This is a genomic window from Nocardioides conyzicola, assembly GCF_039543825.1.
GTDB classification, from domain to species: Bacteria; Actinomycetota; Actinomycetes; order Propionibacteriales; family Nocardioidaceae; genus Nocardioides; species Nocardioides conyzicola.
The window spans coordinates 307,549-332,308 of sequence record NZ_BAABKM010000003.1; the positions used below are offsets into that span (position 1 = coordinate 307,549).

At 70.9% G+C, this 24,760-nt stretch carries 22 protein-coding genes; 10 read left to right on the forward strand and 12 right to left on the reverse strand.

From position 1 onward, the window contains the following. Nucleotides 1-17 precede the first annotated feature (17 nt). On the forward strand, nt 18-731 hold the full coding sequence (locus ABEA34_RS19320) for a response regulator (RefSeq protein WP_345523154.1): 714 nt from the start codon (nt 18-20) through the stop codon (nt 729-731). 91 nt (nt 732-822) lie between these two features. Continuing rightward, nucleotides 823-1,377, forward strand: coding sequence for a M15 family metallopeptidase (locus ABEA34_RS19325; RefSeq protein WP_345523155.1), 555 nt, complete (start codon nt 823-825; stop codon nt 1,375-1,377). Nucleotides 1,378-1,387: 10 nt separating this feature from the next. Here ABEA34_RS19325 and ABEA34_RS19330 read toward each other — a convergent pair whose 3' ends face one another. From ABEA34_RS19330 to nhaC, 8 genes are read right to left on the reverse strand one after another with little or no spacing between them, the layout of a single operon-like run. Further along, the gene (locus ABEA34_RS19330; protein WP_345523156.1) at nt 1,388-4,336 is read right to left on the reverse strand and encodes a bifunctional [glutamine synthetase] adenylyltransferase/[glutamine synthetase]-adenylyl-L-tyrosine phosphorylase; all 2,949 of its coding nucleotides are present in this window, start codon (nt 4,334-4,336) and stop codon (nt 1,388-1,390) included. Further along, nucleotides 4,333-5,043: a type 1 glutamine amidotransferase gene (locus ABEA34_RS19335; RefSeq protein ID WP_345523157.1), complete on the reverse strand. Its 711-nt coding sequence runs from the start codon at nt 5,041-5,043 to the stop codon at nt 4,333-4,335. Before ABEA34_RS19335 ends, ABEA34_RS19330 begins: the two co-directional genes overlap by 4 nt. Then, nucleotides 5,040-5,396 carry a hypothetical protein gene (locus ABEA34_RS19340; protein WP_345523158.1) on the reverse strand — a complete coding sequence of 119 codons (357 nt, stop codon included), beginning with the start codon at nt 5,394-5,396 and terminating at the stop codon, nt 5,040-5,042. Before ABEA34_RS19340 ends, ABEA34_RS19335 begins: the two co-directional genes overlap by 4 nt. Next, nucleotides 5,396-6,736, reverse strand: a complete 1,341-nt coding sequence (glnA, locus tag ABEA34_RS19345; protein WP_345523159.1) for a type I glutamate--ammonia ligase — start codon at nt 6,734-6,736, stop codon at nt 5,396-5,398. The genes ABEA34_RS19340 and glnA overlap by 1 nt, the downstream gene beginning before the upstream one ends. A 9-nt stretch (nt 6,737-6,745) precedes the next feature. Continuing rightward, nucleotides 6,746-7,708 (reverse strand): lysylphosphatidylglycerol synthase domain-containing protein, encoded by a 963-nt coding sequence (locus ABEA34_RS19350; protein WP_345523160.1) that lies wholly within the window; start codon nt 7,706-7,708, stop codon nt 6,746-6,748. A gap of 32 nt (nt 7,709-7,740) precedes the next feature. Continuing rightward, nucleotides 7,741-8,994, reverse strand: coding sequence for an arginine deiminase (locus ABEA34_RS19355; protein ID WP_345523161.1), 1,254 nt, complete (start codon nt 8,992-8,994; stop codon nt 7,741-7,743). A gap of 25 nt (nt 8,995-9,019) precedes the next feature. Then, a complete protein-coding gene (locus tag ABEA34_RS19360; protein WP_345523162.1) occupies nt 9,020-10,477 on the reverse strand; it encodes a basic amino acid/polyamine antiporter in 1,458 nt (485 codons plus the stop codon). Then, nucleotides 10,474-11,949, reverse strand: a complete 1,476-nt coding sequence (nhaC, locus tag ABEA34_RS19365) for a Na+/H+ antiporter NhaC (protein ID WP_345523163.1) — start codon at nt 11,947-11,949, stop codon at nt 10,474-10,476. The genes ABEA34_RS19360 and nhaC overlap by 4 nt, the downstream gene beginning before the upstream one ends. Nucleotides 11,950-12,106: 157 nt before the next feature. On the opposite strand from nhaC, the gene ABEA34_RS19370 reads away from it, so the two are divergent. From ABEA34_RS19370 to ABEA34_RS19385, 4 genes are all read left to right on the forward strand, one after another. Then, the gene (locus tag ABEA34_RS19370; protein ID WP_345523165.1) at nt 12,107-13,507 is read left to right on the forward strand and encodes an FAD/NAD(P)-binding protein; all 1,401 of its coding nucleotides are present in this window, start codon (nt 12,107-12,109) and stop codon (nt 13,505-13,507) included. 220 nt (nt 13,508-13,727) lie between these two features. Next, the gene (locus ABEA34_RS19375) at nt 13,728-14,975 is read left to right on the forward strand and encodes an HNH endonuclease signature motif containing protein (RefSeq protein ID WP_345523166.1); all 1,248 of its coding nucleotides are present in this window, start codon (nt 13,728-13,730) and stop codon (nt 14,973-14,975) included. A gap of 62 nt (nt 14,976-15,037) precedes the next feature. After that, complete coding sequence (locus ABEA34_RS19380) at nt 15,038-15,547, forward strand: DUF6924 domain-containing protein (RefSeq protein WP_345523167.1); 510 nt, start codon at nt 15,038-15,040, stop codon at nt 15,545-15,547. Between the two features lie 110 nt (nt 15,548-15,657). Next, a complete protein-coding gene (locus tag ABEA34_RS19385) occupies nt 15,658-16,101 on the forward strand; it encodes an AAA family ATPase (RefSeq protein WP_345523168.1) in 444 nt (147 codons plus the stop codon). A 201-nt stretch (nt 16,102-16,302) separates the two neighbouring features. Here ABEA34_RS19385 and ABEA34_RS19390 read toward each other — a convergent pair whose 3' ends face one another. Further along, complete coding sequence (locus ABEA34_RS19390) at nt 16,303-17,094, reverse strand: MerR family transcriptional regulator (protein ID WP_345523169.1); 792 nt, start codon at nt 17,092-17,094, stop codon at nt 16,303-16,305. A gap of 145 nt (nt 17,095-17,239) precedes the next feature. Here ABEA34_RS19390 and ABEA34_RS19395 point away from each other — a divergent pair, with 145 nt between their 5' ends. Both ABEA34_RS19395 and ABEA34_RS19400 read left to right on the forward strand, forming a co-directional pair. Next, complete coding sequence (locus ABEA34_RS19395; protein WP_345523170.1) at nt 17,240-17,593, forward strand: hypothetical protein; 354 nt, start codon at nt 17,240-17,242, stop codon at nt 17,591-17,593. Between the two features lie 48 nt (nt 17,594-17,641). Next, entirely contained in the window at nt 17,642-18,427 is a 786-nt protein-coding gene (locus ABEA34_RS19400; RefSeq protein ID WP_345523171.1) for an SDR family oxidoreductase, read from the forward strand. Nucleotides 18,428-18,456: 29 nt separating this feature from the next. On the opposite strand, the gene ABEA34_RS19405 is transcribed toward ABEA34_RS19400, so the two are convergent. Genes ABEA34_RS19405 through ABEA34_RS19415 form a run of 3 tightly spaced genes read right to left on the reverse strand, consistent with a single transcriptional unit; the run spans nt 18,457 to nt 23,238 of the window. Beyond that, nucleotides 18,457-19,098 carry a DUF6281 family protein gene (locus tag ABEA34_RS19405; RefSeq protein WP_345523172.1) on the reverse strand — a complete coding sequence of 214 codons (642 nt, stop codon included), beginning with the start codon at nt 19,096-19,098 and terminating at the stop codon, nt 18,457-18,459. A gap of 53 nt (nt 19,099-19,151) precedes the next feature. Then, entirely contained in the window at nt 19,152-21,194 is a 2,043-nt protein-coding gene (locus ABEA34_RS19410) for a phosphoinositide-specific phospholipase C-related protein (protein ID WP_345523173.1), read from the reverse strand. Nucleotides 21,195-21,198: 4 nt separating this feature from the next. Continuing rightward, entirely contained in the window at nt 21,199-23,238 is a 2,040-nt protein-coding gene (locus ABEA34_RS19415) for an NAD(+) synthase (RefSeq protein ID WP_345523174.1), read from the reverse strand. Between the two features lie 59 nt (nt 23,239-23,297). Between ABEA34_RS19415 and ABEA34_RS19420 the strand changes: the two genes are divergently transcribed. Further along, the gene (locus ABEA34_RS19420; RefSeq protein WP_345523175.1) at nt 23,298-23,768 is read left to right on the forward strand and encodes a VOC family protein; all 471 of its coding nucleotides are present in this window, start codon (nt 23,298-23,300) and stop codon (nt 23,766-23,768) included. A 98-nt stretch (nt 23,769-23,866) separates the two neighbouring features. Next, on the forward strand, nt 23,867-24,712 hold the full coding sequence (gene panB, locus ABEA34_RS19425; protein ID WP_345523176.1) for a 3-methyl-2-oxobutanoate hydroxymethyltransferase: 846 nt from the start codon (nt 23,867-23,869) through the stop codon (nt 24,710-24,712). The last annotated feature ends 48 nt before the right edge of the window (nt 24,713-24,760 follow it).

Genomic DNA, 24,760 nt, shown 5'->3' on the forward strand with positions numbered 1-24,760 from the left:
TGGCATCATCCGTCCCCATGGAGGGAGTTCCGCAGCCGGTCCGCCGCGCCGTCGTGGTCGAGGACGACCGCGACATCCGCGAGCTGATCACCCACGCTCTCACCGATCTCGGGCTCGAGGTGACCGCGGTCGACACCGGTCCCGGCGGGGTCGCGGCGGTGCGAGCGGTCAACCCCGACCTGGTCACCCTCGACCTCGGCCTGCCCGGGATCGACGGCATCGAGGTCTGCCGTCAGATCCGCGAGACCACGGACGCCTACATCATCATGGTGACCGCGCGCTCCGACGAGATCGACCGCCTGCTGGGCCTCGAGACCGGCGCCGACGACTTCATGGCGAAGCCGTTCAGCCTCCGCGAGCTCCAGGCCCGCGTCAACGCGATGTTCCGTCGCCCGCGACCGAGCGTCCCGGCGGAGGGCGACGTCGCCGAGGTGCTGTCGTACGGCGAGCTCCGCGTCGACGTCTCCGCCCGCCGGGTCCACCGCGAGGGCGAGGAGCTGCTCCTCACCCGCACCGAGTTCGACCTGCTCACCGAGCTGATGCGGTCCCCCGCCAGGGTCGTCACCCGCGAGGAGCTGCTCAAGGCCGTGTGGGGCACGCCGTGGATCGGAGACACCCACGTCGTCGAGGTCCACGTCGGCAACCTGCGCCGCAAGCTCGGCGGCTCCCGCTACATCCGCACCGTGCGCGGCGTCGGCTACCGGATGGAAGAGCCCGTCCGCCAGCCGTAGGACGGCGGGACGACGCGGACTGGTCGCTGGTCGCGACGACCGGCACCTGCGACGGAGGTGCGGGGCACCGCCCGCTGCCTACGTTGCTGAGGTGATCCACCATCGAACCCTCGGGACCCTCGCCGCCACCCTGCTCGTCGTCGCCGTCGCGGCTCTCGCGTGCGGCACCTCGGAGCCGTCCGCTCGCGACCACGTCGGCGTGCCCCGGCTCCGGGCGGCTACCGACCAGGGCCCCGGCGGCGGCCCCTTCGACACCAGCCGACCGACGATCGGCAACCTCGACCCCGACCTCCTCGCCGCCCTGCAGGCCGCGGCGAAGGACGCGAGCGACGACGGGGTGGGCCTGCTCGTGACCAGCGGCTGGCGCAGCAAGGCCCACCAGCGGCGCCTCTTCACGGAGGCGGTGAGCAAGTACGGGAGCGAGGAGGAGGCGCGCCGCTACGTGTCCACTCCCGACACGTCCGCCCATGTCACCGGGGACGCCGTCGACATCGGCCCGACCGACGCCGACGACTGGCTGATCCAGCACGGGGACCGCTACGGGCTCTGCCAGGTCTTCGCCAACGAGATCTGGCACTTCGAGCTGGCCACCACGCCCGGTGGCGAGTGCCCCCAGATGTACGCCGACAGCAGCGAGCGCGGCTGAGGCGGCCGTCCTACTCCCAGAAGATCCGGTCGACCACGGCCCGGGCGAGCCGGGTGAAGCGCAGCTGGTCGTTGACCATCGCGTCGGACGACCCCGGCGGGTAACCGAGGATCGCGGCCACCGCCGCCCGCTCGCGGAAGTCGTGCGGCAGCTCGTCACCGGGCTTGCCGCGCACCAGCGTGACCGCGTTGCGGACCCGGCTGACCCGGCGCCAGCTCTGCTGCAGGACCGCGGCGTCGTCCTCGCCGATCAGGTCGGCGTCGCGGGCCGCGGCGAGGGCCTCGAGGGTGCGCGAGGTCCGCAGCCCCTCGACCGTGCCGGCGAAGCGCATCTGGAGGAGCTGGATGGTCCACTCGATGTCGGCGAGGCCACCGCGGCCGAGCTTGAGGTGGGTGTGCGGGTCGGCCCCGCGCGGCAGCCGCTCGGAGTCGACGCGGGCCTTGATCCGGCGTACCTCCATCACGTCGTCGCGCGAGATGCCCTCCGGCGGGTAGCGCAGCGGCGCGATCAGCTCCTCGAACCGCACCCTCAGGTCGAGGTCGCCGACCACCGCGTCGGCGCGGAGCAGCGCCTGCGCCTCCCACACCTTCGACCACTTCGCGTAGTAGGCGGCATAGGAGTCCAGGGACCGCACGAGCGCGCCCTGCTTGCCCTCGGGGCGCAGGTCGGCGTCGATCTCGAGCGCCGGGTCGGGTCCGGGGAGGGCCAGCAGGCGGCGCAGCTCGTTGGCGACGGCCTGGGCGTACGACGACGCGACCTGCGGGTCGGCGCCCGGGAGCGGGTCGTGCACGAACATCACGTCGGCGTCGCTGCCGTAGGACAGCTCGAACCCGCCGTACCGACCCATCGCCACGACCGCCATCCGGGTGGGTGCCTCGTCCAGGCCGCGCTGCGTGCGCGCGACCCGCCCGGCGACCGCGAGCGTGGCCTCGAGCGTCGCGTCGGTGAGACGGGACAGCCCGGCGCCGACGTCGGCGACGTCGGTCTGGCCGAGCAGGTCGCCAGCGGCGATCCGCAGCAGCTCCCGGCGCCGGATGCCCCGGATCGCCTTGGCGGCGACCTCGGGCTCGTCCTCGTGGCGGCCGGCCAGCGACAGCATCTCCTCGGTCAGCGCCTCGGCCCCCAGCGGGTGCAGGTCGCCGGCGAGCATCCGGACCCCCTGCGGCTCGCGCTCCAGCAGGTCCGTGGCGTAGCGCGAGGTGGCCAGGATCCGGGCCAGCCGCTCGGCGACCTGCCCCTCGTCGCGCAGGGTGGAGAGGTACCACGGCGTCGCGCCGAGCGACTCGCTGATCCGCCGGAAGCCGAAGAGGCCGGCGTCCGGGTCGGGAGCGTCGGCGAACCACGACAGCATCGCCGGCATCAGGGTGCGCTGGATCTGCGCGGTCCGGCTCAACCCGGACGTGAGCGCCTCGAGGTGGCGCAGCGCCGAGCGCGAGTCGGCGAACCCCAGCGCGTGCAGCCGCAGCTCCGCTGCCTCCGGCGACAGCCGCGCCTCGTCGCCCGGGATCCGCGCCACCGCCGCGAGCAGGGGGCGGTAGAAGAGCTTCTCGTGCAGCCGGCGTACCTCTCGCCGGTGGTGCTGCCAGGTCTTGTCGAGGATGCCGACCGGGTCCTTGAGGAAGTTCATGCTGCGGCCGAGCCGGCGCAGGGAGGCCTCGTCGTCGGGCACGACGTGGGTACGCCGCAGGCCGTGCAGCTGGATGCGGTGCTCCAGCGTGCGCAGGAAGGCGTAGGCGTCGTGCAGGGCCTCGCCGTCCTCGCGACCGACGTACCCGCCCTCGGCGAGCGCGGCCAGCGCGCTCAGCGTGGTGGACGACCGGATCGCCGGGTCGGCACGGCCGTGCACGAGCTGCAGGAGCTGGACGGCGAACTCGACGTCACGCAGCCCACCGGCGCCGAGCTTGAGCTGGCGCTGCGCCTCGCGCGCGGGGATGTGCTCGACCACCCGGCGGCGCATCGCCTGGGTGTCCTGCACGAAGCCGTCCCGCTCGGCCGCCGACCACACCATCGGCGCGACCATCTCGACGAACTCGCGTCCCAGGGCGAGGTCGCCCGCCACCGGCCGGGCCTTGAGCAGGGCCTGGAACTCCCAGGTGCTCGCCCAGCGCTCGTAGTAGCCGCGGTGGCTGGCGATCGTGCGCACCAGCGGCCCAGCCTTGCCCTCGGGGCGCAGGTTGGCGTCGACCGGCCAGATCGTGCCCTCGCCGGTGTGGTCGGAGCAGATCCGCATCAGGTTGCTGGCCAGCTGGGTGGCGGCGCGCATCGCGGCGTTCTCGTCGGCGCCGTCGACCGGGGCGTAGGCGTAGATGACGTCGACGTCGGAGACGTAGTTGAGCTCGTGGCCGCCGCACTTGCCCATCGCGATCACGGCGAGCCGGGCCAGGTCGGCGTCGGGACCCACCCGCTGGCGGGCGATCGCCATCGCCGCCTCGAGCGTGCCGGCGGCGAGGTCCGCGAGCTCGGCGGCGGCGTCGTCGACGCCGAGGTCGTGGGTCAGGTCACGGGCAGCGAGGCGGAGCAGCAGCCGGCGGTACTCGACCCGGAGCGCGTCGACCGCCTCCGCGTCGGGCTTGCCGGTCACCGCCGCCAGCAGCGACTCCCGCATCGCCCAGGCGGCGGGCCGGGTCGAGCCGAGGACGGGCTCGGTGAGCTCGCGCCAGTGCTCGGGATGCCGGACCAGGTGGTCGGCGAGCGCCTCGCTCGCCCCGAGCACGCACAGCACCCGCATCGCGGTGCCCTCGTCGTCGACGAGGGCCCGGACGAGCACGTCGGGGTCGTCGACCCGGTCGCGCAGCCGCAGCAGCCCGTCGAGCGCCGCGTCCGGGTCGGCGGTGCGGCCCAGCAGCGCCAGCAACGGATCCGCGGCGTCGCCGAGACGGCCGAGCGACGCGGCAGCTGCCTCCGCGTCCTGGAAGCCCAGGCGCAGCAGGTTGCCCTTGCTGGTCGCCGCCCGCGTCATCGCACCAGCGCCGCGAACCCGTGGGCCAGCGGCCGCCAGGCCTCGTCCAGCTCGGCCCGGGCGGCGTCGATCTCCCGCAGCAGCGCGTCGGTGTCGATGCCGCGGGTCTCGTGGCTGCCGCGGTCCTCCTCGGCCCAGGGCCGCAGCACCTCGGCGTCGACCTCGGGGTGCAGCTGCACGCCCCACATCGCCGGGGCGTAGCGCACCGCCTGCACCTCGCCGTACGCCGTCTCCGCGAGCAGCGTGGCGCCGTCCGGCAGGGCGGTGACGACGTCGTCGTTCCACTGCACTCCGCGCCGGGGTGTCGCGAGCGGCCCCATCAGGGCGTCGGCCGGCGCCGCCGCGGTCCAGCCCAGGTCGAGCAGTCCGACCTGCTGGCCGCGCGGGTTGCGCTCGACCCGGCCGCCGAGGGCCGACGCGATCAGCTGGTGGCCCAGGCAGATGCCGAGCGTCGGCAGGCCGCTCCCCCGCGCCTCCCGGACCAGCTCCTTGACCGGGCCGAGCCACGCGTGCGTGGCGTCGTCGTCGGCGCCCATCGGACCGCCGAGGACCAGCAGCCCGGCGTACGACGTGAGCGGCGGCAGGTCGGGACCTCTGTAGGGACGTCGTACGTCGAGCGCGCAGCCGGCCTCCGCCAGCCAGTCGCCGAAGGGCGCCGGCGGACACTCGGCGTCGTGCTCGACGACGAGCACCACCGGCGTGGTCACGAGGCGTCCCGCTCCGGCGCGACCGTGACGACGAGCAGCCCGATCCCGGTGACGGCGGTCAGCAGCCCGATCCAGATCGGGATGAGCGGCACCGACAGCACGATCGTCGCGACGCCGGTCACGATGGTGAGCGGCTTGGCCTTCTCGGTCCCCCCACGGACGGCCTGCAGGGCCAGGCCGCCGAGCACAGCGAGGACGACGGCGACGCCGATCACGATGATCCCGTAGCGGACGTAGTCGCCGAGGACGAGCGGCAGCCCCAGGACCACCAGCACGACCGTGAAGCCGAGGATCACGTAGAGCAGCCGGCGGATCCCCTTGGCACGCTCCGCGGACAGGATCTCCTCGCTCATCAGATCACCGGGAGCATGCGCTCCCGCTCGAAGGGCGAGACCTGGCCGCGGTAGTCGTCCCACTCGGCCCGCTTGTTGCGCAGGAAGAAGTCGAAGACCTGCTCACCGAGGGTGTCGGCGAGGAGCTCGGAGCTCTCGGCGATGTTGATCGCGTCGTAGAGGCTGCGCGGGAGCGGCTCGATGCCCAGGCTGCGGCGCTCGCGCTCGGAGAGCGACCACACGTCGTCCTCGGCCTCGCGCGGCAGCTCGTAGCCCTCCTCGATGCCCTTCATGCCGGCGGCCAGCACGACGGCGTACGCCAGGTAGGGGTTGCAGGCGGCGTCGAGCGAGCGCAGCTCGACGCGGGTCGACTGGCCCTTGAGCGGCTTGTACATCGGCACCCGGATCATCGCCGATCGGTTGTTGTGGCCCCAGCAGATGTACGACGGCGCCTCGGCTCCCCAGAGCATCCGCTTGTAGCTGTTGACCCACTGGTTGGTGACGACGCTGATCTCGTTGGCGTGCTTGAGGATGCCGGCGATGAACTGGCGGCCGGTCTTGGAGAGCTGGTACTCGGCGCCGGCCTCGAAGAACGCGTTGTTGTCGCCCTCGAAGAGCGAGACGTGGGTGTGCATGCCGGAGCCCGGGTGCTCGGTGTAGGGCTTGGGCATGAAGGACGCCCACAAGCCCTGGCTCAGCGCCACCTCCCGGATCACCGTGCGGAAGGTCATGATGTTGTCGGCCGTGGACAGCGCGTCGGCGTAGCGCAGGTCGATCTCCTGCTGGCCCGGGCCGCCCTCGTGGTGGCTGAACTCCACGGAGATGCCCATCTGCTCGAGCATCCCGATCGCCTCGCGCCGGAAGTCGGCGCCCATCGACTGTGCCGTGTGGTCGAAGAAGCCGCTGCGGTCGGCCGGGACCGGCGCGGACCCGTCCTCGGGGACGTCCTTGAACAGGTAGAACTCGATCTCGGGGTGCGTGTAGAACGTGAACCCCTTCTCGGCCGCCTTGCTCAGCGTGCGCTTGAGGACGAAGCGCGGGTCGGCGTACGACGGGGAGCCGTCGGGCATCACGATGTCGCAGAACATCCGGGCGGTCGACGGGCCCTCGCCGCTGCGCCACGGCAGGATCTGGAAGGTCGACGGGTCCGGCTTGGCGAGCATGTCGGACTCGTAGACGCGGGCGAAGCCCTCGATCGACGAGCCGTCGAAGCCGATGCCCTCCGCGAACGCCTGCTCCAGCTCGGCCGGAGCCACCGCGACCGACTTCAGGAAGCCGAGCACGTCGGTGAACCAGAGCCGGACGAACCGGACGTCACGCTCTTCGAGTGCCCTCAGTACGAAGTCTTCCTGCTTGCCCATGGCAGCACCCTATTGGCTGGTCGCGGGTGCTCCGGAAGTGCGTCGCCATGCGGCCAGTCCGATCGCGCCGAGCGCGAGCGGGCCGCCGATCGTGAAGACCCGCCAGACCACCAGACCGGCGACCGCGGCGGCCTCGACCTCGGCTCCCCCGGCCTGGACGATCGCCGCCAGGACGAGCGCGTCGACGATGCCGATCCCGGAGAACGGGAAGAGCGTGAAGGGGTAGGCGAAGAGGTACGCGATCGCGATGTCGACGATCGGCACCTCACCGGTGTCGAGGCCGACGAAGCGCAGCGACATCACGAGCATGGTCAGGTCGACGACCAGCATGGCGCTGAGCGCCAGGATCGACCGCGGGAACCCGCGGCGGAAGCGGGCCGCCACGTCGACGCGGAACTGCACGCAGGCGGCCGACCACGCCTCCGGGTCGATGCTCCTGCGGACCCGCGCCGCGACCCCGCCCGCCGTCGTACCGACCTTGCGCGCGAGCGCCTCGCTCCGGACGACGAGCATCAGGCCGACGAAGATCGTGACCGAGATCGCGACGCTGACCAGGTCGGCCCAGCGCAGCCCCACCTCGCCTCCGGTCACCGCCAGCAGGACGAAGCCGACCACCGGGGCGCCGAAGCGGACGATGTAGAACGTGAGCGTGTTCATCAGGGTGCCGGCGAGGCCCTTCGCGACCGGGACGCCCCACGATGAGAACATCGCCATCCGCAGCGCGATGTCGCTCGGCGGTGGCGCGATCGTGGACATCAGGATGGCGACCTGGTCGTTCTGCGTCGCGCGGTAGGCCGAGACGCCCGGGATGTAGAGCGACAGCGGGAGCGCGTTGAGCACCTGTCGGACGACCAGGACGGCGAGCAGCACCGGCGCGTGCCACCAGGCGAGGTGCGCCAGGGCGGCGCGCACCTCGCCCCAGTCGACCTGTCCGACGAGGCGGACGACGACGACGGTGACCACCAGGGCCACCGCGAGGAGGCCGAGGCGGACGAGCCAGGGCTTCAGAAGTCGACCGGCTCGCGGATGATCGGGCAGGTCATGCAGTGGCCGCCGCCGCGGCCGCGGCCGAGCTCGGCGCCCACGATCGTGATGACCTCGACGCCGGCCTTGCGGAGCAGCGTGTTGGTGAGCGTGTTGCGGTCGTAGGTGAAGACCACGCCCGGCTCGAGGGCCACCGCGTTGTTGCCGCTGTCCCACTGCTGCCGCTCGGACTGGTAGACGTCTCCGCCGGTGTCGATCACCTGGATCGACGGGAGGCCCAGCTCGCGCGCCACGACGTCGACGAACTTCGCCGAGCCCTCGTCGCGCACCTCGACGCCGGGCGCCGTGTCGGACGGCATCAGCGTGAACGTGTGCACCGCGTCCATGATCGTCGGGTAAAGCGTGACGATGTCGCGGTCCACGAACGTGAAGACCGTGTCCAGGTGCATCGCGGCGCGCAGCTTGGGCATGCCGGCCACGACCACCCGGGTCGCCGCACCCTGGTCGAAGAGCGCCTTGGCGACCTGGGTGATCGCCTGTCGCGACGTGCGCTCGCTCATGCCGACCAGCACGACGCCGTTGCCGACGGGCATCACGTCGCCGCCCTCGAAGGTGGCCTGGCCCCAGTCCTGGTCGGGGTCGCCCCACCACACGGTGGAGCCGACGTAGTCGGGGTGGAACTGGTAGATCCCCTTGTAGATGAGGGTCTCCTCCTTGCGTGCCGGCCAGTAGAGCGGGTTCATGGTGAGGCCGCCGTACAGCCAGCAGGTGGTGTCGCGCGTGTAGAGCGTGTTGGGCAGCGGCGGCATCAGGTACTCGCGGGCACCGGTCGACTCACGGGCCAGGCTGACGTAGTCGGAGCGGAAGTCGCCGGGCAGGTCGCTGGTGGCCAGGCCGCCGATGAGGAACTCGGAGAGGTCCTTCTCGGGGAGCGACTCGAGGTAGGCGCGGGTGTCGTCGACGAGGCCGAGCCCGACCTGGTTGGGCGTGATCTTGCGGTCCAGCAGCCAGTCGCGGGCACCGGGCACGGCGAGCGTCTGCGCGAGCACGTCGTGCAGCTCGACCACCTCCACGCCCCGCTGGGTGAGCTTGTTGACGAAGTCGGCGTGGTCGCGCTGGGCGTTCTCGACCCACATCACGTCGTCGAAGAGCAGCTCGTCGTTGTTGCTGGGCGTGAGCCGGCGGTGCGCCAGGCCGGGTGCGCAGACGAGCACCTTCCGGAGCCTGCCGACCTCGGAGTGGACGCCGTACGTCGAGGAGACGGGCTCGGTCATGGTGGGGTGCCTTCCTGTTCGAGGATCAGATGGTGATGCGGCCGGTCCACAGCCCGACGGCTCCGATGATGCCGCCGATGACGATGAGTGCGAACAACCCGATCTCCGCCGGCGAGAACAACCGGCGGCCGTGCTCGCTGCGGGCCTTCACGTAGAGCAGGGACGCCGGCGCGAGGATCACGGTCATCAGCAGCACGAACTTCATGCCGGCGGCGTCGAAGAGGAAGGCCGTGTACGCCGTGGCTGCGCCGGCCACGATCGTCTCCTTGCGGCGGGTGCCGGACGATACTCCTTCGTACGACTCCCCCGTGAGGCCGAGCTTCAGCGCGTACGCCGCTGCCAGGAGGTAGGGCAGCAGCGCCAGGCTGGTGGAGAGGTCGAGCATGAAGTTGAGCGCGTCGGTGACGAAGAGCGTCAGGGCCAGCAGGCCCTGCACGGCGAGCGAGGTGACGACGAGAGCGGTGATGGGCGAGCCGGCCTCGTTCTCCCGGCCGAGGAACTCGGGGAAGTCGTCCTGACGGGCCGGGATGTACATGACTTCGGCCGCCATCAGGGTCCAGGCGAGGTAGGCGCCGAGCACCGAGACGACCACTGCGACGCTCATGAAGATCTCGCCCCAGTGCCCGACCTGCGACTCGAAGACGCTGACCATCGAGGGCTGCCGGGCGTCGGCCAGCTCGGGCTGCGGGACGACGGCGTAGCTCGACAGGGTCACCAGGGCGAAGATCGAAAGGACGCTGAGGAACCCCATCACTGTCGCCTTGCCCACGTCCTCGCGCCTCTTGGCGTAGCGGGAGTAGACGCTGGCCCCCTCGATCCCGATGAAGACGAACGTGGTGATCAGCATCGTGTTGCGGACCTGCTCGTTGAGGTCGCCGAGGTCGCCGTACCCGGTCGCCGTCCAGTTGTCGGCGAAGACGCCGGCGTCGAAGTAGAAGAACATCACGACGATGAACACCAGGATCGGGATGATCTTGAAGACGGTCACGATCCGGTTGATGACCGCGGCGTCGCGCACGCCGCGGGCGATCAGGTAGTGGAAGAGCCACACGCCGACCGAGCCGACCGCGGCGGCGAGGACCGTGTCGCCGTCGCCGAAGCCGTCGAAGAAGGCGCCCAGGGTCGCGCCGATGAAGACCCAGTAGAAGGTGTTGCCGGCTATCGAGCTGGCCCAGAACCCGATCGCGGAGTTGAAGCCCGCGTAGTCGCCGAAGCCGGCCTTCGCGTAGATGAAGACGCCCGAGTCGAGCTCGGGCTTGCGGATCGCGAGGGTCTGGAAGACGAAGGCGAGCATCAGCATGCCGGTGCCCGCGACCGCCCAGGCGATGAGGGAGCCGAGGATGCCGGTCGCGACACCGAAGCGGGCTGGGAGGGAGAAGACGCCGGCGCCGACCATGCCGCCGACCACCATGGCGGTCAGCGTCGGGACGCTCATCTTCGCGACGGCACCCCCAGCGGGCGCCTGCTCGGTCTGCGTGGTCATGCCGTCTCCTCGATCTCGGTCGGGGTGGTCTTCTCGATCTTGAAGCCGGTGACGCCGTACAGGACGCTCAGGGCCGGGCTGGCGTAGCAGAAGACGGCGTACGGCAGGTAGAGCAGCGTCGAGACGCCGAGGGTCGCGCCCATGAAGGCGCCGCACGAGTTCCACGGCACCAACGGGGACGTCACCGTGCCGCTGTCGGCGGCGAGCCGCGACAGGTTGGTGGGCGCCAGCCCGCGACGGGCGAACTCGGCCCGGAAGATCCGGCTCGGCAGCACCAGCGCGATGTACTGGTCGCCCGCGACGACGTTGAGCCCGAAGCCGCACGCGAAGACCGTGACGTACAGGCGCCCCGTGGTCGTCGCGGCCGCGATCATCGGGTGCACCAGGCGGTTGATCAGGCCGAACTCCTCGAGCATCGCCCCGAAGGTCACGGCGCCGAGGATCAGCCAGATCGTCAGGAGCATGCTGTCCATGCCGCCGCGCGACAGCAGCCGGTCGACGTCCGGGATGCCCGAGCTGATCGAGAACCCGTTGGCCATCGCCGACCAGATCCCCTTGAGCGACTCGACGAGCACGTTGCCCGAGCCGTTGACGAAGTCGGCGTACACGTCGGGCTGGAGGAAGGCGCCGAGGACGCCGGCGAAGAGGGTGGCCGCGAGCAGCGCCAGGGAGGCCGGCACCTTGCGGATCGACATGAAGGCGAGCAGGACGACCGGCAGCAGGGCGAGCGGGGTGATGTTGAAGATCTGGTTGAGCTTGTCGAGGTCGGACGTGGTCTCGGCGTCGGTGACCGTGTCGGGTCCGGTGACGCCCAGGACGAGGAAGACGACGAAGGCGATGAGGAACGCCGGGATCGACGTCCAGACCTGTCTCTTGATGTGCTCGTAGACGTCGACCTTGACGATCTGGGCGGTCAGGATCGTGGTCTCGGAGAGCGGTGACGTCTTGTCACCCAGGTAGGCGCCCGAGATGACCGCGCCGGCCGTGATCGACGACGAGACGCCGATCAGCGAGGCGATGCCGACCAGCCCCACGCCGATGGTGGCAGCGGTGGTCCAGGAGCTGCCGATGCTCAGCGCCACGACGCCGCAGATCAGCGCGGTCGCGGCGTAGTACCAGCCCGGCGAGAGCACTTGGATGCCGTAGTAGACCAGGGTCGGGATGGTCCCGCTGAGGTTCCACACCCCGATCAGCGCGCCGACGGCGAAGAGGATGAAGATCGCGCTCGTCACCGACGCGATCGCGCCCTTCCCGGCCTCCTGGACGGACGTGAAGGGGTGCCCGTTCTTCATGGCGACCAGGGCCGCGACGGCGCAGCACATCAGCAGGGCGACCTGGATCGGGCCGTCGAGGGCATCCAGGCCGAACAGCGCCAGCGCACCGGCGATCAGGCAGGCCAGGGCGGCCAGCGGCAGCAGTGCGTCCGTCAGGGACGGTTCCTTGAGACCGACGGGTGCCTCGCTCTGCGACACGCTTCCTCCTGCGCCCGGCGGCCAGTGCCCCTCGAGCACGACGATGCTCGCGCAGGCTGCCGGGCGCCGCCTCACCCGGACCGGGCGAACCGGCGCGATCTGGCGACCCACCGCGTCCCGATATCGCCTAACAAGGCTCGATCACTAGACTTAACCCATGACGAGCACCTTCGCCGACGCGGCATCCCCGGAGACCAACCGCGAGCTCCGGGTCTCGATCGTCGGCGGCGGCGCGAGCGGGGTGCTCACCGCCGTCAACCTGCTCGCCGACCCCGATCCCCGGATCCGGGTCACCATCCACGAGTCCGGGCCGGTGCTCGGCGCCGGCATCGCCTACGGCACCACGGACCCGCGCCACCTGCTCAACGTCCGCGCCCGGCACATGAGCGCCTTCCCCGACACCCCGTCGGACCTCATCGACTGGTACCGGGCGACCGGGCGCACGATCGACCCGATCACCTTCCTGCCCCGACGGGAGTACGCCGAGTACCTCCGCGACCGCCTCAGCGACGTGGCCGACGACCGGCTGCAGGTCGCGAACGGCCGGGTCGACGACGTCGTACCGACCGGGTCCGGCTACCAGCTGCTGAGCGGCGACGCCGTACCCACCGAGGCGGACGCCGTCGTGCTTGCCTACGGCAACGCGGCTCCGGCCGCGCTCACCGTCGACGGCGACGAGCTGCCGGCCGAGCCGTGGCACGTCGACAACCCCTGGGACCTGTCCTGGACCGAGCAGCTGCCCCCCGACGCCGTCATCGTGCTGGTCGGCACCGGCCTCACGGCCATCGACACCGCGATCACCGTCCTCGAGGGCAGCCCCGACCGCCGTGTCGTGATGGTGAGCCGGCACGGCCTGCTCCCGGCCGCGCACGTCGAGCAGCAGTCGACCGCGTGGGTCAGCCCGGTCCCGCAGGGTCCGCTCACCGCCGACCAGCTCGCGACGTTCTTCGAGGAGCAGGTCGCTGCCGCGAAGCGGCAGGACGTCGACTGGCGGGCGGTCGTCGACGGCCTCCGGGCGCCGACGCAGTCGATCTGGCAGCGCCTCGACCTCGCCGAGCGGCGCCGCTTCCTCGCGCGCTACGCGCGCCAGTGGGAGATCCGCCGGCACCGGATGGCGCCCGACATCGCGGCGCGGATGGTGGAGTACCGCCGCGACGGCCGGCTCCAGATCGCCGCCGGCGGCATCACCTCCTTCTCGGAGCGCGACGGTGCCTGCCTGCTTCGCCTCGGCGACGACCCGCAGCAGGTGCGAGCGGACGCGGTCGTCAACTGCACCGGGCCCCAGACCGACATCACCCGCAGCGACAACCCCCTGCTGCAGAGCCTGCGCGAGCGCAGCCTCATCGCCCCCGACGCCCTGCGCCTCGGCCTGGACTGCCTCCCCGCCGGCCAGGTGCTCGACCCGGACGGCGAGGTCGTGCCCCGGATGTACGCCGTCGGCCCGCCCCGCAAGGGCACGCTCTACGAGTCGACCGCCATCCCGGAGATCCGCGCCCAGGCCGCCGCTGTCGCCCGGGCCCTCACCGCGCCCCAGCCGGTCCCCTCCGAAACCCCCTGAGGCGCCGGCTGTCAGTGGCTTGCCGGTCTGTTCGGGTTGGTCGCCGATAGGCAGTTACGCGGGTACGGCGGGCGGTGGGTTGCGGTCGGCGCCCGGTCCACAGGCCGTCGGCTCGGCTGTGGATGAAGCTCTACGATCGTGATCTCTTCGTTACCTGGATCCCTGTGGATAAGGCCTTCTGAGGGCCCTGACTGTCGGTGGCCAGTGCTTGGCTAGACCCATGACAGCGATGACCACACCCCACCACCAGGTGGCCTCGGCGACCGCGCGGATGCGCGCTGTTGCCGATGCCCTGGTGGACGCGTCGGTGTGGTCCATGAGCGCCGGCGAGGCAGCCTCGACGTTGGTGGAGCTGTCGCGGCTGGAGGCGCAGGTCGTGGAGCTCCGGGCGCGGGTCGCGCGGCACGCCGACGAGCTCCAGGTCGGCTCCGATGTGGGTGCCACGTCCACCGCGACCTGGCTCGCCCACCAGACCCGGCTCACCCGGTCGGCTGCCGCCGGGGTGGTGCACCTCGGCTACGACCTCGACACCCACGACGTGGTCCGCGACGCCCTCGCTGCTGGTGACCTGCGGGTCGAGCAAGCCCAGGTGATCCTCCGGGCGGTGAAGGAGCTTCCCGAGGATCTGGACCCTGACCTGGTGATCCGCGCGGAGCGTCACCTTGTGGATGCCGCTGCTGAGCATGACGCGAAGACGTTGCGGATCCTCGGCCGCCGGCTGTCGGAGGTGGTGGCCCCGGAGCTGGCGGACCAGCACGAGGCCGACCTCCTCGAGAAGGAGGAGGCCAAGGCCGCGCAGGCGATGCGGTTGACGATGACCGACGACGGTCACGGGAAGACCCACGGCCGGTTCACCATGCCGACGGTCCAGGCCGCGATGTTCAAGAAGATGCTCTTGGCGATCGCCGCACCCAAGCACCAAGCCGCCACCCACGGACCCGGGATCGAACGCCGCCCCGGACCCGAGCGCATGGGCCGTGCGTTCGCCGAGCTCATCGAACGCATCAGCGCGAAGGATCTCCCGAAGGTCGGCGGCACCGACGCCACCATCGTCATCCACATCGACCTTGACGTGTTGACCGGCAAGCTGCAGAAGGCCGGTGTCCTCGACACCGGCGAACGCATCAGCCCGAGCCAGGTCCGACGGCTCGCCTGCACCGCCCGGATCCTCCCCGTCGTCCTCAACGGCGACTCCGAAGTCCTCGACGTCGGCCGAGCCAAGCGCTTCTTCACCAAGGCCCAGCTCACCGCCCTCGGCATCAGAGACGGCGGCTGCGTCGCCGAAGGGTGCGACTGGCCACCCTGGATGTGCCACGGACATCACTGGATCCGCTGGGCAGACGACGGCCCGACGGATCTGGCCAACGGCGGACTCCTCTGCCCGAGACACCACGCAAGAGCCCACGACCCGACGTACGAGACAACCCATCAGCCGAACGGGACGGTCAGCTTCCACCGCAGGTGCTAAGCCACCGTGCCACTAGCTGCGTTTTGCCCACAGACGGGCCTGCGCCCTGTCAGCATTCCGACGTGGACCTGACGAAGATCGGCGCACCCTTCCGGGGCGGGGGAACTCCGCTCATTCGCACCGACTTCACCAGTGATCCCGCGTGGACGGTGGTCGTCGAGCAGGTCACCAAACCGGTCGACCTGGAAGACCCCGAAAACTCGGACCCAGTCGACGGTTACGTGCCCTACATCGTTGTCGTGGACGACGCGGCGTTCGCAGGCATGAGCGGCACCGCTCTGGCCGAAGCAATTGCTGCCGCAGATGCGGAGGGCGGCTATGTGGTCCTCGCCGACGCCCGGAGCATGGCCGAGGCTGCCGGCGGCGGCGAGCTCACCGTCAACTACGTGGACCTCTCTGTCCCCGATCCGGAAGACGCCGAGCTGTTCGGCGCATTCAGGGGCCGAGCCTTCCGCTGTACGGTCGCTGAGTTCGCCAGGGTCGAGGCGAACTTCTCGATCTCCAACCTGGACTTCGAGGATTTTGCCGACAGCGTCGATCCGGACGGCGTCTTCCGTGGATTCACCCGCTAGCGTCCATTCACGCATCTGCTCGGCTTCCGCGGCGGGGCGAACGCACTCATCTACCGCAATGAGCGCACGGATCTGCCGATGTGAGGGCGTTCGCGCCCTACCCTTCGTGCATGGCGCGAGTGCTGCTCACGGGAATGTCGGGCGCAGGCAAAAGCACCCTCCTCGCCGCCGTCGCACGACGCGGCTACACCACCGTCGACACTGACTACGACGGCTGGGTGTTGCCGGGCGCCTTGTGGGACGCGGACAGGATGAGCACGCTGCTGGCCGAACACGGCACCATCGCAGTCTGCGGGACAGCGGAGAATCAGGGACTCTTCTACGACAGGTTCGAGCACGTGGTCTACCTCCGCGTCCCGTTGGAGACGCTGCTCGACCGGGTGCGGGTCCGTACCAACAATCCGTACGGCAAGACCACCGAACAGCAGGCTGACATTGCCCGATATATCGCGGAGGTCGAACCTCTTATCCGCCGGACGGCAACACTCGAACTTGATGGTTTGCTGCCGATCTCAGTGCTCGCCGACCGCATAGAGAGTTGCTTGCACTCCTGACGGAAAGCGTCCTTACATGCCGCGATCCGCTCGCTTCTGCAGATCAGCGGGTGACGCCCTGTCCCTCTGGCGGCCATGACGACAACGAGCACCATCGCCTTCTACCCGCCTCCGCTGGGGCGACGCGTGCGATCCGCTCCTACCGCGATGAGTGCGGATCAGCCGGCTGTGAGGCATCCGCCCAGATGACCGCCCCGTGGCCTAGGACATCCTGAAGATGGGCCATCCGATCTCGGTGCGCCAGGCGGAAGGGTCGGGGTCGTCGGCAGGCCCGACGAGGTAGGTCTCCCGGACGGGGCCTGCTACCGCGAGCGCATTGGCGACGACCCACGACCCGAGCTCGCCATAGGTGATGTCGGCGTCGTCGTGGGGGCCGGTGTGGATCGCGACGGCCAGCTCCACGGCCGGCAGGGTCGTCGGCCGCACCCTGCCGCGACGCGGCGGGTCAGCTGCCGGTACGTGCAGCAGGACGTGGCCCCGTCCCTCCTCGAAGAGGGCGTTGTCGTAGACCCCTCCTGGGGGCCCGGTCCGGGCGTCGATCGCGGCGTCGAGCTCAGCCAAGGCTCCGGCAAACCACGCGGCCATGCCGTCGCTGTCGACGTCATCCTCGATCGCGGCCACCGTCGCCTCGGGCACCGCCCTGAGCTCCACACTGAGGGGTACCGCGTCGGGGTCGAGGAGTCGCCGCAGCGACGCGACCGCAGCCCGGGTCCGATCCAGTTCATCCTCCAAGCGCGCCAGGTGATCGGACACGAGCGCAGCACGGCTACCGGGGTCGGCCGACTCGATGATGCGTCGGACGTCCGCAAGGGGAACGTCGAGCTCCCGGAGGCGGTGGATCACCTGCGCGGTCGGGATCTGGTGTGCGTCGTAGGAGCGGTAGCCCGTGGCCCGGTCGACCGCAGCGGGAACGAGCAGCCCCGCTTCGTGGTAGCGACGCAGCGTCTTCACGCTCAGGTGCGTCAGGCGCGAGAACTCACCGATCGCCAGCATGGCGTCAGTGTGCACCCTCCCCCAGGGGGAGAGTCACGTGCTTGACCCTGCCGTGCGGAGATGCAGCACCTTGGGAGTCATGACGACGTCACCAGCCGGAACCGCGATGGTCCCGGCGTCAGCAACTACCGAGAGGAACAACATCATGGACGACAGGACCGCATTCGCTTGGGACGAGCTCCCCGAGATCATCGCGAACTACCTCCGTGCCCACGTCTCCCAGGACTTCGCGACAGCGATGACCTATCTGCCCGAGGACGTCACCGTCGTCGACAACGGCGAGGTCCTCGAGGGCCGCGACGAGACGTTCAAGGTCTTCGACAAGTCAGCGCACGACTACGAGGTGGAGACCACCCTGGGCTCGATCTCCCGGCCTGCGGACGGCGTCTGGGAGGTCGACACGCACCTCTCGGGAAGCTTCCCCGGTGGAGAGGTCGACCTCCGCATGATCTTCACCCTGGCCGGCGACGTGATCCAGAAGCTGGACATCACCGTCTGACGCCGTCGCATCCCCCACGACACCCACCGACATCGCAAGGAGAACGACATGTCCACGCCAGATCGCGACCGTCTCGACGGTCGGCGCGCGCTCGTCACAGGCGGGTCCAAGGGTTCAGGGAAGGCGGTGGTGGACCGGTTGCGCGAGCTGGGCGCCGACGTGTGGACCACCGCGCGCCGGATCCCAGTCGGCTACGAGCACCCGGACCGCTTCATCGAGGCAGACACCTCGACCGTGGACGGCGTGAAGACGGTCGCGACCACGATCTCCGAGCAAGGTCCGCTCGACATCCTGGTGCACGTGGTCGGCGGCTCGTCGACCCCACCCGGTGGGTTCGCAGCTGCGGGCGAGGAGCAGTGGATGGCCGAGCTGAACCTGAACCTCATGGGAGCGGTCCGGCTGGATCGAGCCCTGCTGCCGGCGATGGTGGAGACCGGATCGGGAGTGGTCATCCACTTCACCTCGATCCAGCGTCAGATGCCGCTGCACGACGCGACGCTGCCGTACGCCTCCGCGAAGGGGGCGCTGCGGACGTACAGCAAGGGCCTCGCGAACGAGCTCGCTCCGCATGGCGTCCGAGTGAACGCGGTCAGCCCCGGAGGCATCGAGACGGAGGCCTACGAAGGGTTCGTCGACCGACTCGCCGAGGGCAACGACCTGACACGCGACGAGGCGAGGCAGTCGATCTTCGACTCCCTCGGAGGGGTTCCCCTCGGACGGTTCGCGTCAACTGCGGAGATCGCGGACCTGGTCGGCTTCTTGGTCTCCGATCGAGCCTCGTCGATCGTGGGAGCCGAGTACGTCATCGACGGTGGAACCGTCCCGACCACCTGAAGGGTCGTGAGCGTCCGCGCCCGGTCGCCTCAGTGGACGGCGCGTACCCCGACGACGTCGTACCGACCCTCGACGCACCGGACGGTAGCGGTCACCTGCCCGCCCTCCCAGAGCGACTGCTTGACGTCCTCCGACGACAGCGCCGGGTCGGTCCCGGTGCCGGCCCGGAGCGTCACGGTCGCACCGACGTACCGCTCGGGTCCGTCGGTGACCCGCACCTCGAGCCGGTAGGGCAGCTCGATGTCCCCGTCGCGCTCCGCCTGGTGCGGACCGGTCACGCCCAGCCAGTCGGCGGTGACCTCGAAGGCCCCGGGGGTGGTGCAGCGCGGTGCGTGGAACCAGGACCGTACGACGTCGGGCAGGTCCTCGCCGTCGCGCACGTAGATCCCGTCGTGAGCAATGACCGCGACGTCCGCGTCGACGGCCGCGAGCTCTTGCACCTGCACCGGCTCGTCGCGGACGTCCTGGTCGTCCTGGCCGCCGCTGTCGTCGCAGCTGGGCCGGACCGCCGGCATCGTCCGGCCAGTCGTCTCGGGGGCCTGCCGGAGAGGTCCGGCGCCGTAGTAGGTGGCGCCGTCGTACTCGATCATCGCCGCGCACGACGCCTCTCCGCCGTCCTCGGTCGACGACGCACAACCAGACGCTCCGAGGGACGCGACGAGAGCGATCACGAGGAGGAGTCTCACGGGGGTGGGACGGGCGGTAGGCACCGTTGGTTCCACGGTCAGAAGCCGTTGAGCTCGTCGACCACGGCGAAGAGGTCTCCCCGGTCGTAGAAGTCGACGGCCACGTAGTTGGGCAGCATGCCGCGCGCGCGTTGGCACGCTCGGGCCCGGGTCAGCAGTACGTCGGCGGCGTTGACCCGCTCGGCGTTGGTGACCTCGGCGGTCTTGTCGGTGACCCAGTGGTTGAGCAGGAAGAGCGACGCGTCGGGCGTGCCGCGATTGGGCGCGCAGCTGGCGGCGGTCGTCAGCAGGGCCGGGCGCCGGAAGAGGAACGGCGTGTCCTGGGCCTCCTCGAAGCCGGCCATCAGCCAGGGGTACGCCGTGCCGCCGTCGTGGTTCTCCATGAGCACGACCAGGCGCTTGCCCGACGCGATCATCTGGCCGAGGGTCGGCCAGTCGTCGCCGACAGGCGTGTAGACGTACGGCAGCAGCCCCGCCTCCTCGATCAGCGCGGCCGTGTCCGCGGGGCTGACCTCGTCCTGCACGAAGAACGTGACGACCTCGTCGGGGTGCGCCCCCAGCCAAGCGTGGACGTCACGCAGGCTCTGCAGCCAGTGCGTCGAGCCGAGCTCGCACAGGGCGTGGCACAGGTAGGGCTCGACGGGTCCCTGCGGGGTCAGCCCGGCGGCATCGCGCACCCGCTGGGCGCTCCTCACGGCCGCCGGCCCGAGGTCGACCTCGGCCTCCGCCAGCGACGCGGCGCGCTGTGCGTCCGTGCCGGCGATGACGCCGGGGCGGTCCGTGGCCTGGCCGTACCAGCTGTCGATCAGCAGCACCCGGATCCCGTGGTCGAGCTGCGCGACGATCCCGTCGGGCTGCTCGGGGAAGAACCAGCCCGGCTCGCTCGCGGCGGCCATCGAGTTGTGCGTGGCGGGGTAGGCGACCTCGTCGTACCGGCGGGTGCACAGCTCGACGTGTCCGTTGCAGCCCTCCCGCGGGGCGACCGACGTGGCGGCCGCGAGCTCGTGGTCGCCGGGCCACGCGGCCAGCGACACCGCGGCGACCAGGGCGACCGCGATCGCGAGGACACCGGTACGGCGTCGCGGGCTGCGGCCGATCGCGACCGTGAGCGAGACGACGGCGACCGCGACCAGCCCGACGCCGAGCAGGGCGAGCACGACGGTCGCCACCCGGGACGGCTGCAGCACGAGGGCGACCCCGACCGCGCCCAGCACGGCCGCGCGGGCCGCCAGGCGACGCGGCGACCGGTCGAGGTCGACAAGCCCCCGGACGTCGCGGAGCCGGGGCCAGTCGGTGACGCCGGCGGCGACCGCGAGGAGCGCGCCCAGGGCGACCGCGATCCCGGCAGCGGCCCAGAGCGGACCGTCGAGCTCACGCCAGACGGCGTGCCGGACCGCACCGCGCACGGTGTCGTGGCTGAGCCGGTCGGCCCAGAACCCGACGACGACCAGCAGGCCCGAGAGCACCAGCCCGGCGGTGGCGACACCGACCCCGACCCGCCGTACGGCCTCCCGGACGCGAGCGCTCCGAGGTCCCGACGTCAGGGCACCGGCGGCGCCGAGCAGGAGGGCGCCGAGGAGGGGGCACAGCCACGCGAGGAGCTCGACCCAGTGCACCGCACCGACGGCCGAGCCCTCCTGGCCGCCGACCTGCGACAGCCGTACGTCGAGGTCCGGCGGGACCGACGCCTGCGGCGCGGCGAAGGCGAGCGCACCGACGACGACCGCACCCACATCGGCGAGCCTCAGCACCACGGCGCCGTCGTCGCCGAGCACCAGCGCGTCGTACAGCGGCGCGACGCCCGCCCGGACGACCGGCCCGAGCGCCGGGCTCGCCACCACGCTCGCGGCGGTCGACTCGATCAGTGGTCGTACGGCGACCAGGTCCGGCTGGTCCTCGATCAGCCGGTCGGTCAGCAGCGCGCCCACCTGCCGCGCCACGTCCGGGTCAGACCGTACGGCGTCCACGTGCGACGCGAACCGGTCCGCGTCGAGCACCTCGCGGTTGGCCACGCCGGCGACCAGGCCGACCAGGACCAGCAGCATCCCCACGCCCGCCAGGGCGCCTCGTGCCGGCCGCATGTGCTCAGGCCGTCGGGATCGACTCGATCTGGGCGAGCCAGGCGGCGGGGGTGGCATCCGACGGCATCCGCCAGTCACCCCGCGGCGACATAGTGCCGCCGGCGCTGACCTTCGGGCCGTTGGGCAGGGCCGACCGCTTGAACTGGTTGCCGAAGAAGCGCGTCGTGAAGACCTCCAGCCAGTGCCGGATCTGCGCGAGGTCGTACGCCGTACGCCGCTCCTCGGGGAAGTGCGGCGGCCAGTCCCCGGCAGAGGCGTCGCGCCAGGCGTGCCAGGCGAGGAAGGCGATCTTGCTGGGGCGGTGACCGCGACGGAGCACGTGGTAGAGCGTGAAGTCCTGCAGCGCATAGGGCCCGACGGTGTCCTCGGTCGCCTGCGGCTTGCGGCCGGCCTCGGTCGGCACGAGCTCGGGGGTGATCTCCAGCTCGACGATCTCGTCGAGCAGGTCGGCGGTCTCCTGGTCGAACTGGCCGCTCTCCCCCACCCAGCGGATGAGGTGCTGGATCAACGTCTTCGGCACGCCGGCGTTGACGTTGTAGTGCGACATCTGGTCGCCCACGCCGTACGTGCACCATCCGAGCGCCAGCTCGGAGAGGTCGCCGGTGCCGACGACGATGCCGCGGCGGTGGTTGGCGAGCCGGAAGAGGTAGTCGTAGCGCAGCCCGGCCTGGACGTTCTCGAACGTCACGTCGTAGACCGGCTCGCCGTCGGCGAACGGGTGGTCGATGTCGACGAGCATCTGCCGTGCCGCCGCGGTGATGTCGAGCTCCTCGAAGGTGACGCCGAGGGACTTGGCGAGCCGGGTGGCGTACGACTTCGTGGTGTCGGTGGTCGCGAAGCCCGGCATCGTGAAGGCGTGGATGTCGCTGCGCGGGCGGCCGAGCCGGTCCATCGCCTTGGCCGCGACGATCAGCGCGTGCGTGGAGTCGAGGCCGCCACTGACCCCGATCACGGCCTTGGGCTCGCCGATCGCCTCGAGGCGCCGCGCCAGCCCGAAGACCTGGATGTTGTAGGCCTCGTAGCAGTCCAGCGCCAGACGGGCCACGTCGTCGGGCACGAACGGGAACCGGTCGACCTTGCGGCGCAGCCCGATGTCGCCACTCGGCGGGGCCAGCTCGAAGGAGACGGTGCGGAAGCCGTCGGTGCGGGCGGCGTGCGTACGCCGGTTGTCGTCGTGCGTGCCCTGCCGGAGGCGCTCCTGGCGGAGCCGGTCGAGGTCGATGTCGGCGACCGTACGGCGCGGCCCGTCCGGGAAGCGCTCGCCCTCGGCGAGCAGGTCGCCCGACTCGTAGACCATGGTCTGGCCGTCCCACGACAGGTCGGTGGAGGACTCGCCCTGGCCGGCCGCGGCGTACAGGTAGGCCGCGTTGCAGCGGGCGCTGGCGCTGCTGACCAGCAGCCGGCGGTCCTCGGCGCGGGCGACCGTGATCGGGCTGCCGGAGAGGTTGGCGAGCACCGTGGCACCGGCCAGTGCGGCCTCGGCGCTCGGTGGGATCGGGACCCACATGTCCTCGCAGACCTCGACGTGCAGCCGCAGGCCCGGCACGTCGGCGGCGGAGAAGATCAGGTCGGTGCCGAACGGGACCTCGGCGCCCGCGACCTCGATCGAGACGCCGCGGTACTCGTCGCCCGGTGCGAAGTGGCGGCGCTCGTAGAACTCGCGGTAGTTGGGCAGGTACGCCTTGGGCGCCACGCCGAGGATGCGCCCGCGGTGGATGACCAGGGCGCAGTTGAGCACCCGGTTGCCGCGCACCACGGGAGCACCCACGAGCAGCAGCGGCAGCAGGTCGGCCGACGCCTCCACGACGTACCGGATCGCCTCCTCGACCGCCTCGAGCAGGGTGTCCTGGAGCAGCAGGTCGTCGATGCTGTAGCCCGAGAGGCAGAGCTCGGGGAAGACCGCCACCCCGACGCCGTCCTCGTGGCACAGCCGGGCCTGCTCCACCACGGCGCGCGCGTTGGTCGCGGGGTCGGCGATCGCGACCGGGAGGGTGCACGCCGCGACCCGGGCGAACCCGTGGGCGTAGGCGGAGTAGAAGTCCACGTCGCGAGTCTAGGGCTGGGGCTTCGATGAGTCCTGCCGGTGACCCGGGTCGGAAGGGTATGCCCGAGATCAGCACCTGCCTGTGGTTCGACGACGACCTGATGGAGGCCGTGGAGTTCTACACCAAGGTCTTCCCCAACTCCCAGGTCCACGGGGTGTCCCACTACGGCGGCCGCGTGCTCGCGGCGGAGTGGACCCTCGACGGCCGGTCCTTCCGCGGGATCAACGGGGGGCCGGACCACGCCGGCTTCACCGAGACGATCTCGCTGAGCGTCAGCTGTGCCGACCAGTCCGAGGTCGACTACTACTGGGACACCCTGGTCGCCGGCGGCCGGCCCAGCAGCTGTGCGTGGCTCCAGGACAAGTTCGGGCTGTCCTGGCAGATCGTGCCGGTGCGGCTCTACGAGCTGCTGTCCGACCCGGACCCGGCCCGGGCCCAGGCCGCGACCGACGCGATGCTGCAGATGCAGAAGATCGTCGTCGCCGACCTCGAGGCCGCCGCCGACGCGGCCCACCCGGCTCCTGGGTGACGAGCGACACAGGACGCATCGCGACCGTCCGGGGCTAGCCTGAGGAACGGTCCGTGGACTCCATCAGGGAGCCGCGAGATGACGCTTCAGGAGTAGTCATGAGCGAGGAGACGGCGCCGTACGGCACCGGTCCGGCGAAGGCGACCGCGATCAAGCGGATCCGCACCCACCACCTGCGCGAGATGAAGGAGCGCGGTGAGAAGTTCTCGATGCTCACCGCCTACGAGCAGTACGCCGCGCAGACGTTCGACGAGGCCGGCATCGAGGTGCTGTTGGTCGGCGACAGCGCGTCCAACAACGTCTTCGCCAACGAGACCTCGCTGCCCGTCACGGTCGACGAGCTGATCCCGCTGGTGCGCGCGGTGACCCGCTCGGCACACCGGGCCCTGGTGGTCGCGGACCTCCCGTTCGGCTCCTACCAGGCCTCGCCCGAGCAGGCCTACCTGACCGCGGTGCGGTTCATGAAGGAGGCCAACGCGCACGCCGTGAAGCTCGAGGGCGGCGCGGAGATGGCGCCCCAGGTCCGCAAGCTCACCGAGGGCGGCATCCCCGTGATGGCGCACATCGGCTTCACCCCGCAGTCCGAGCACAACCTCGGCGGCTACCGGGTCCAGGGCCGTGGCGACGCCGCCTCCCACGTGATCGCCCAGGCCAAGGCGATGGAGCAGGCCGGCGCGTTCGCGGTCGTCATGGAGATGGTCCCCGGCGACGTCGCCGCCGAGGTCACCGCCGCGATCGGCATCCCCACCATCGGCATCGGCGCCGGCGTCGGCTGCGACGGCCAGGTCCTGGTGTGGCAGGACGCCTTCGGCCTGCGCACGGGACGGATGGCCAAGTTCGTCAAGCAGTACGCCGACCTCCACGGCGTACTGCTCAAGGCGGCGCAGGACTACGCCGCCGACGTCAAGGCCGGCACCTTCCCGGCCGAGGAGCACACCTTCTAGCAGTGGACAGGGTCATGACATCTGTCATGCCGACGTCGTGATGGGCGT

What these genes read in the sequence shown, in the direction of transcription:
- ABEA34_RS19320 (WP_345523154.1), top strand. Translation starts at nt 18, where the DNA reads ATGGAGGGAGTTCCGCAGCCGGTCCGCCGCGCCGTCGTGGTCGAGGAC.
- ABEA34_RS19330 (WP_345523156.1), bottom strand. Translation starts at nt 4,336, where the DNA reads ATGACGCGGGCGGCGACCAGCAAGGGCAACCTGCTGCGCCTGGGCTTC.
- ABEA34_RS19340 (WP_345523158.1), bottom strand. Translation starts at nt 5,396, where the DNA reads ATGAGCGAGGAGATCCTGTCCGCGGAGCGTGCCAAGGGGATCCGCCGG.
- glnA (WP_345523159.1), bottom strand. Translation starts at nt 6,736, where the DNA reads ATGGGCAAGCAGGAAGACTTCGTACTGAGGGCACTCGAAGAGCGTGAC.
- ABEA34_RS19355 (WP_345523161.1), bottom strand. Translation starts at nt 8,994, where the DNA reads ATGACCGAGCCCGTCTCCTCGACGTACGGCGTCCACTCCGAGGTCGGC.
- ABEA34_RS19360 (WP_345523162.1), bottom strand. Translation starts at nt 10,477, where the DNA reads ATGACCACGCAGACCGAGCAGGCGCCCGCTGGGGGTGCCGTCGCGAAG.
- ABEA34_RS19370 (WP_345523165.1), top strand. Translation starts at nt 12,107, where the DNA reads ATGACGAGCACCTTCGCCGACGCGGCATCCCCGGAGACCAACCGCGAG.
- ABEA34_RS19375 (WP_345523166.1), top strand. Translation starts at nt 13,728, where the DNA reads ATGACAGCGATGACCACACCCCACCACCAGGTGGCCTCGGCGACCGCG.
- ABEA34_RS19385 (WP_345523168.1), top strand. Translation starts at nt 15,658, where the DNA reads ATGGCGCGAGTGCTGCTCACGGGAATGTCGGGCGCAGGCAAAAGCACC.
- ABEA34_RS19390 (WP_345523169.1), bottom strand. Translation starts at nt 17,094, where the DNA reads ATGCTGGCGATCGGTGAGTTCTCGCGCCTGACGCACCTGAGCGTGAAG.
- ABEA34_RS19395 (WP_345523170.1), top strand. Translation starts at nt 17,240, where the DNA reads ATGGACGACAGGACCGCATTCGCTTGGGACGAGCTCCCCGAGATCATC.
- ABEA34_RS19400 (WP_345523171.1), top strand. Translation starts at nt 17,642, where the DNA reads ATGTCCACGCCAGATCGCGACCGTCTCGACGGTCGGCGCGCGCTCGTC.
- ABEA34_RS19410 (WP_345523173.1), bottom strand. Translation starts at nt 21,194, where the DNA reads ATGCGGCCGGCACGAGGCGCCCTGGCGGGCGTGGGGATGCTGCTGGTC.
- ABEA34_RS19420 (WP_345523175.1), top strand. Translation starts at nt 23,298, where the DNA reads ATGCCCGAGATCAGCACCTGCCTGTGGTTCGACGACGACCTGATGGAG.
- panB (WP_345523176.1), top strand. Translation starts at nt 23,867, where the DNA reads ATGAGCGAGGAGACGGCGCCGTACGGCACCGGTCCGGCGAAGGCGACC.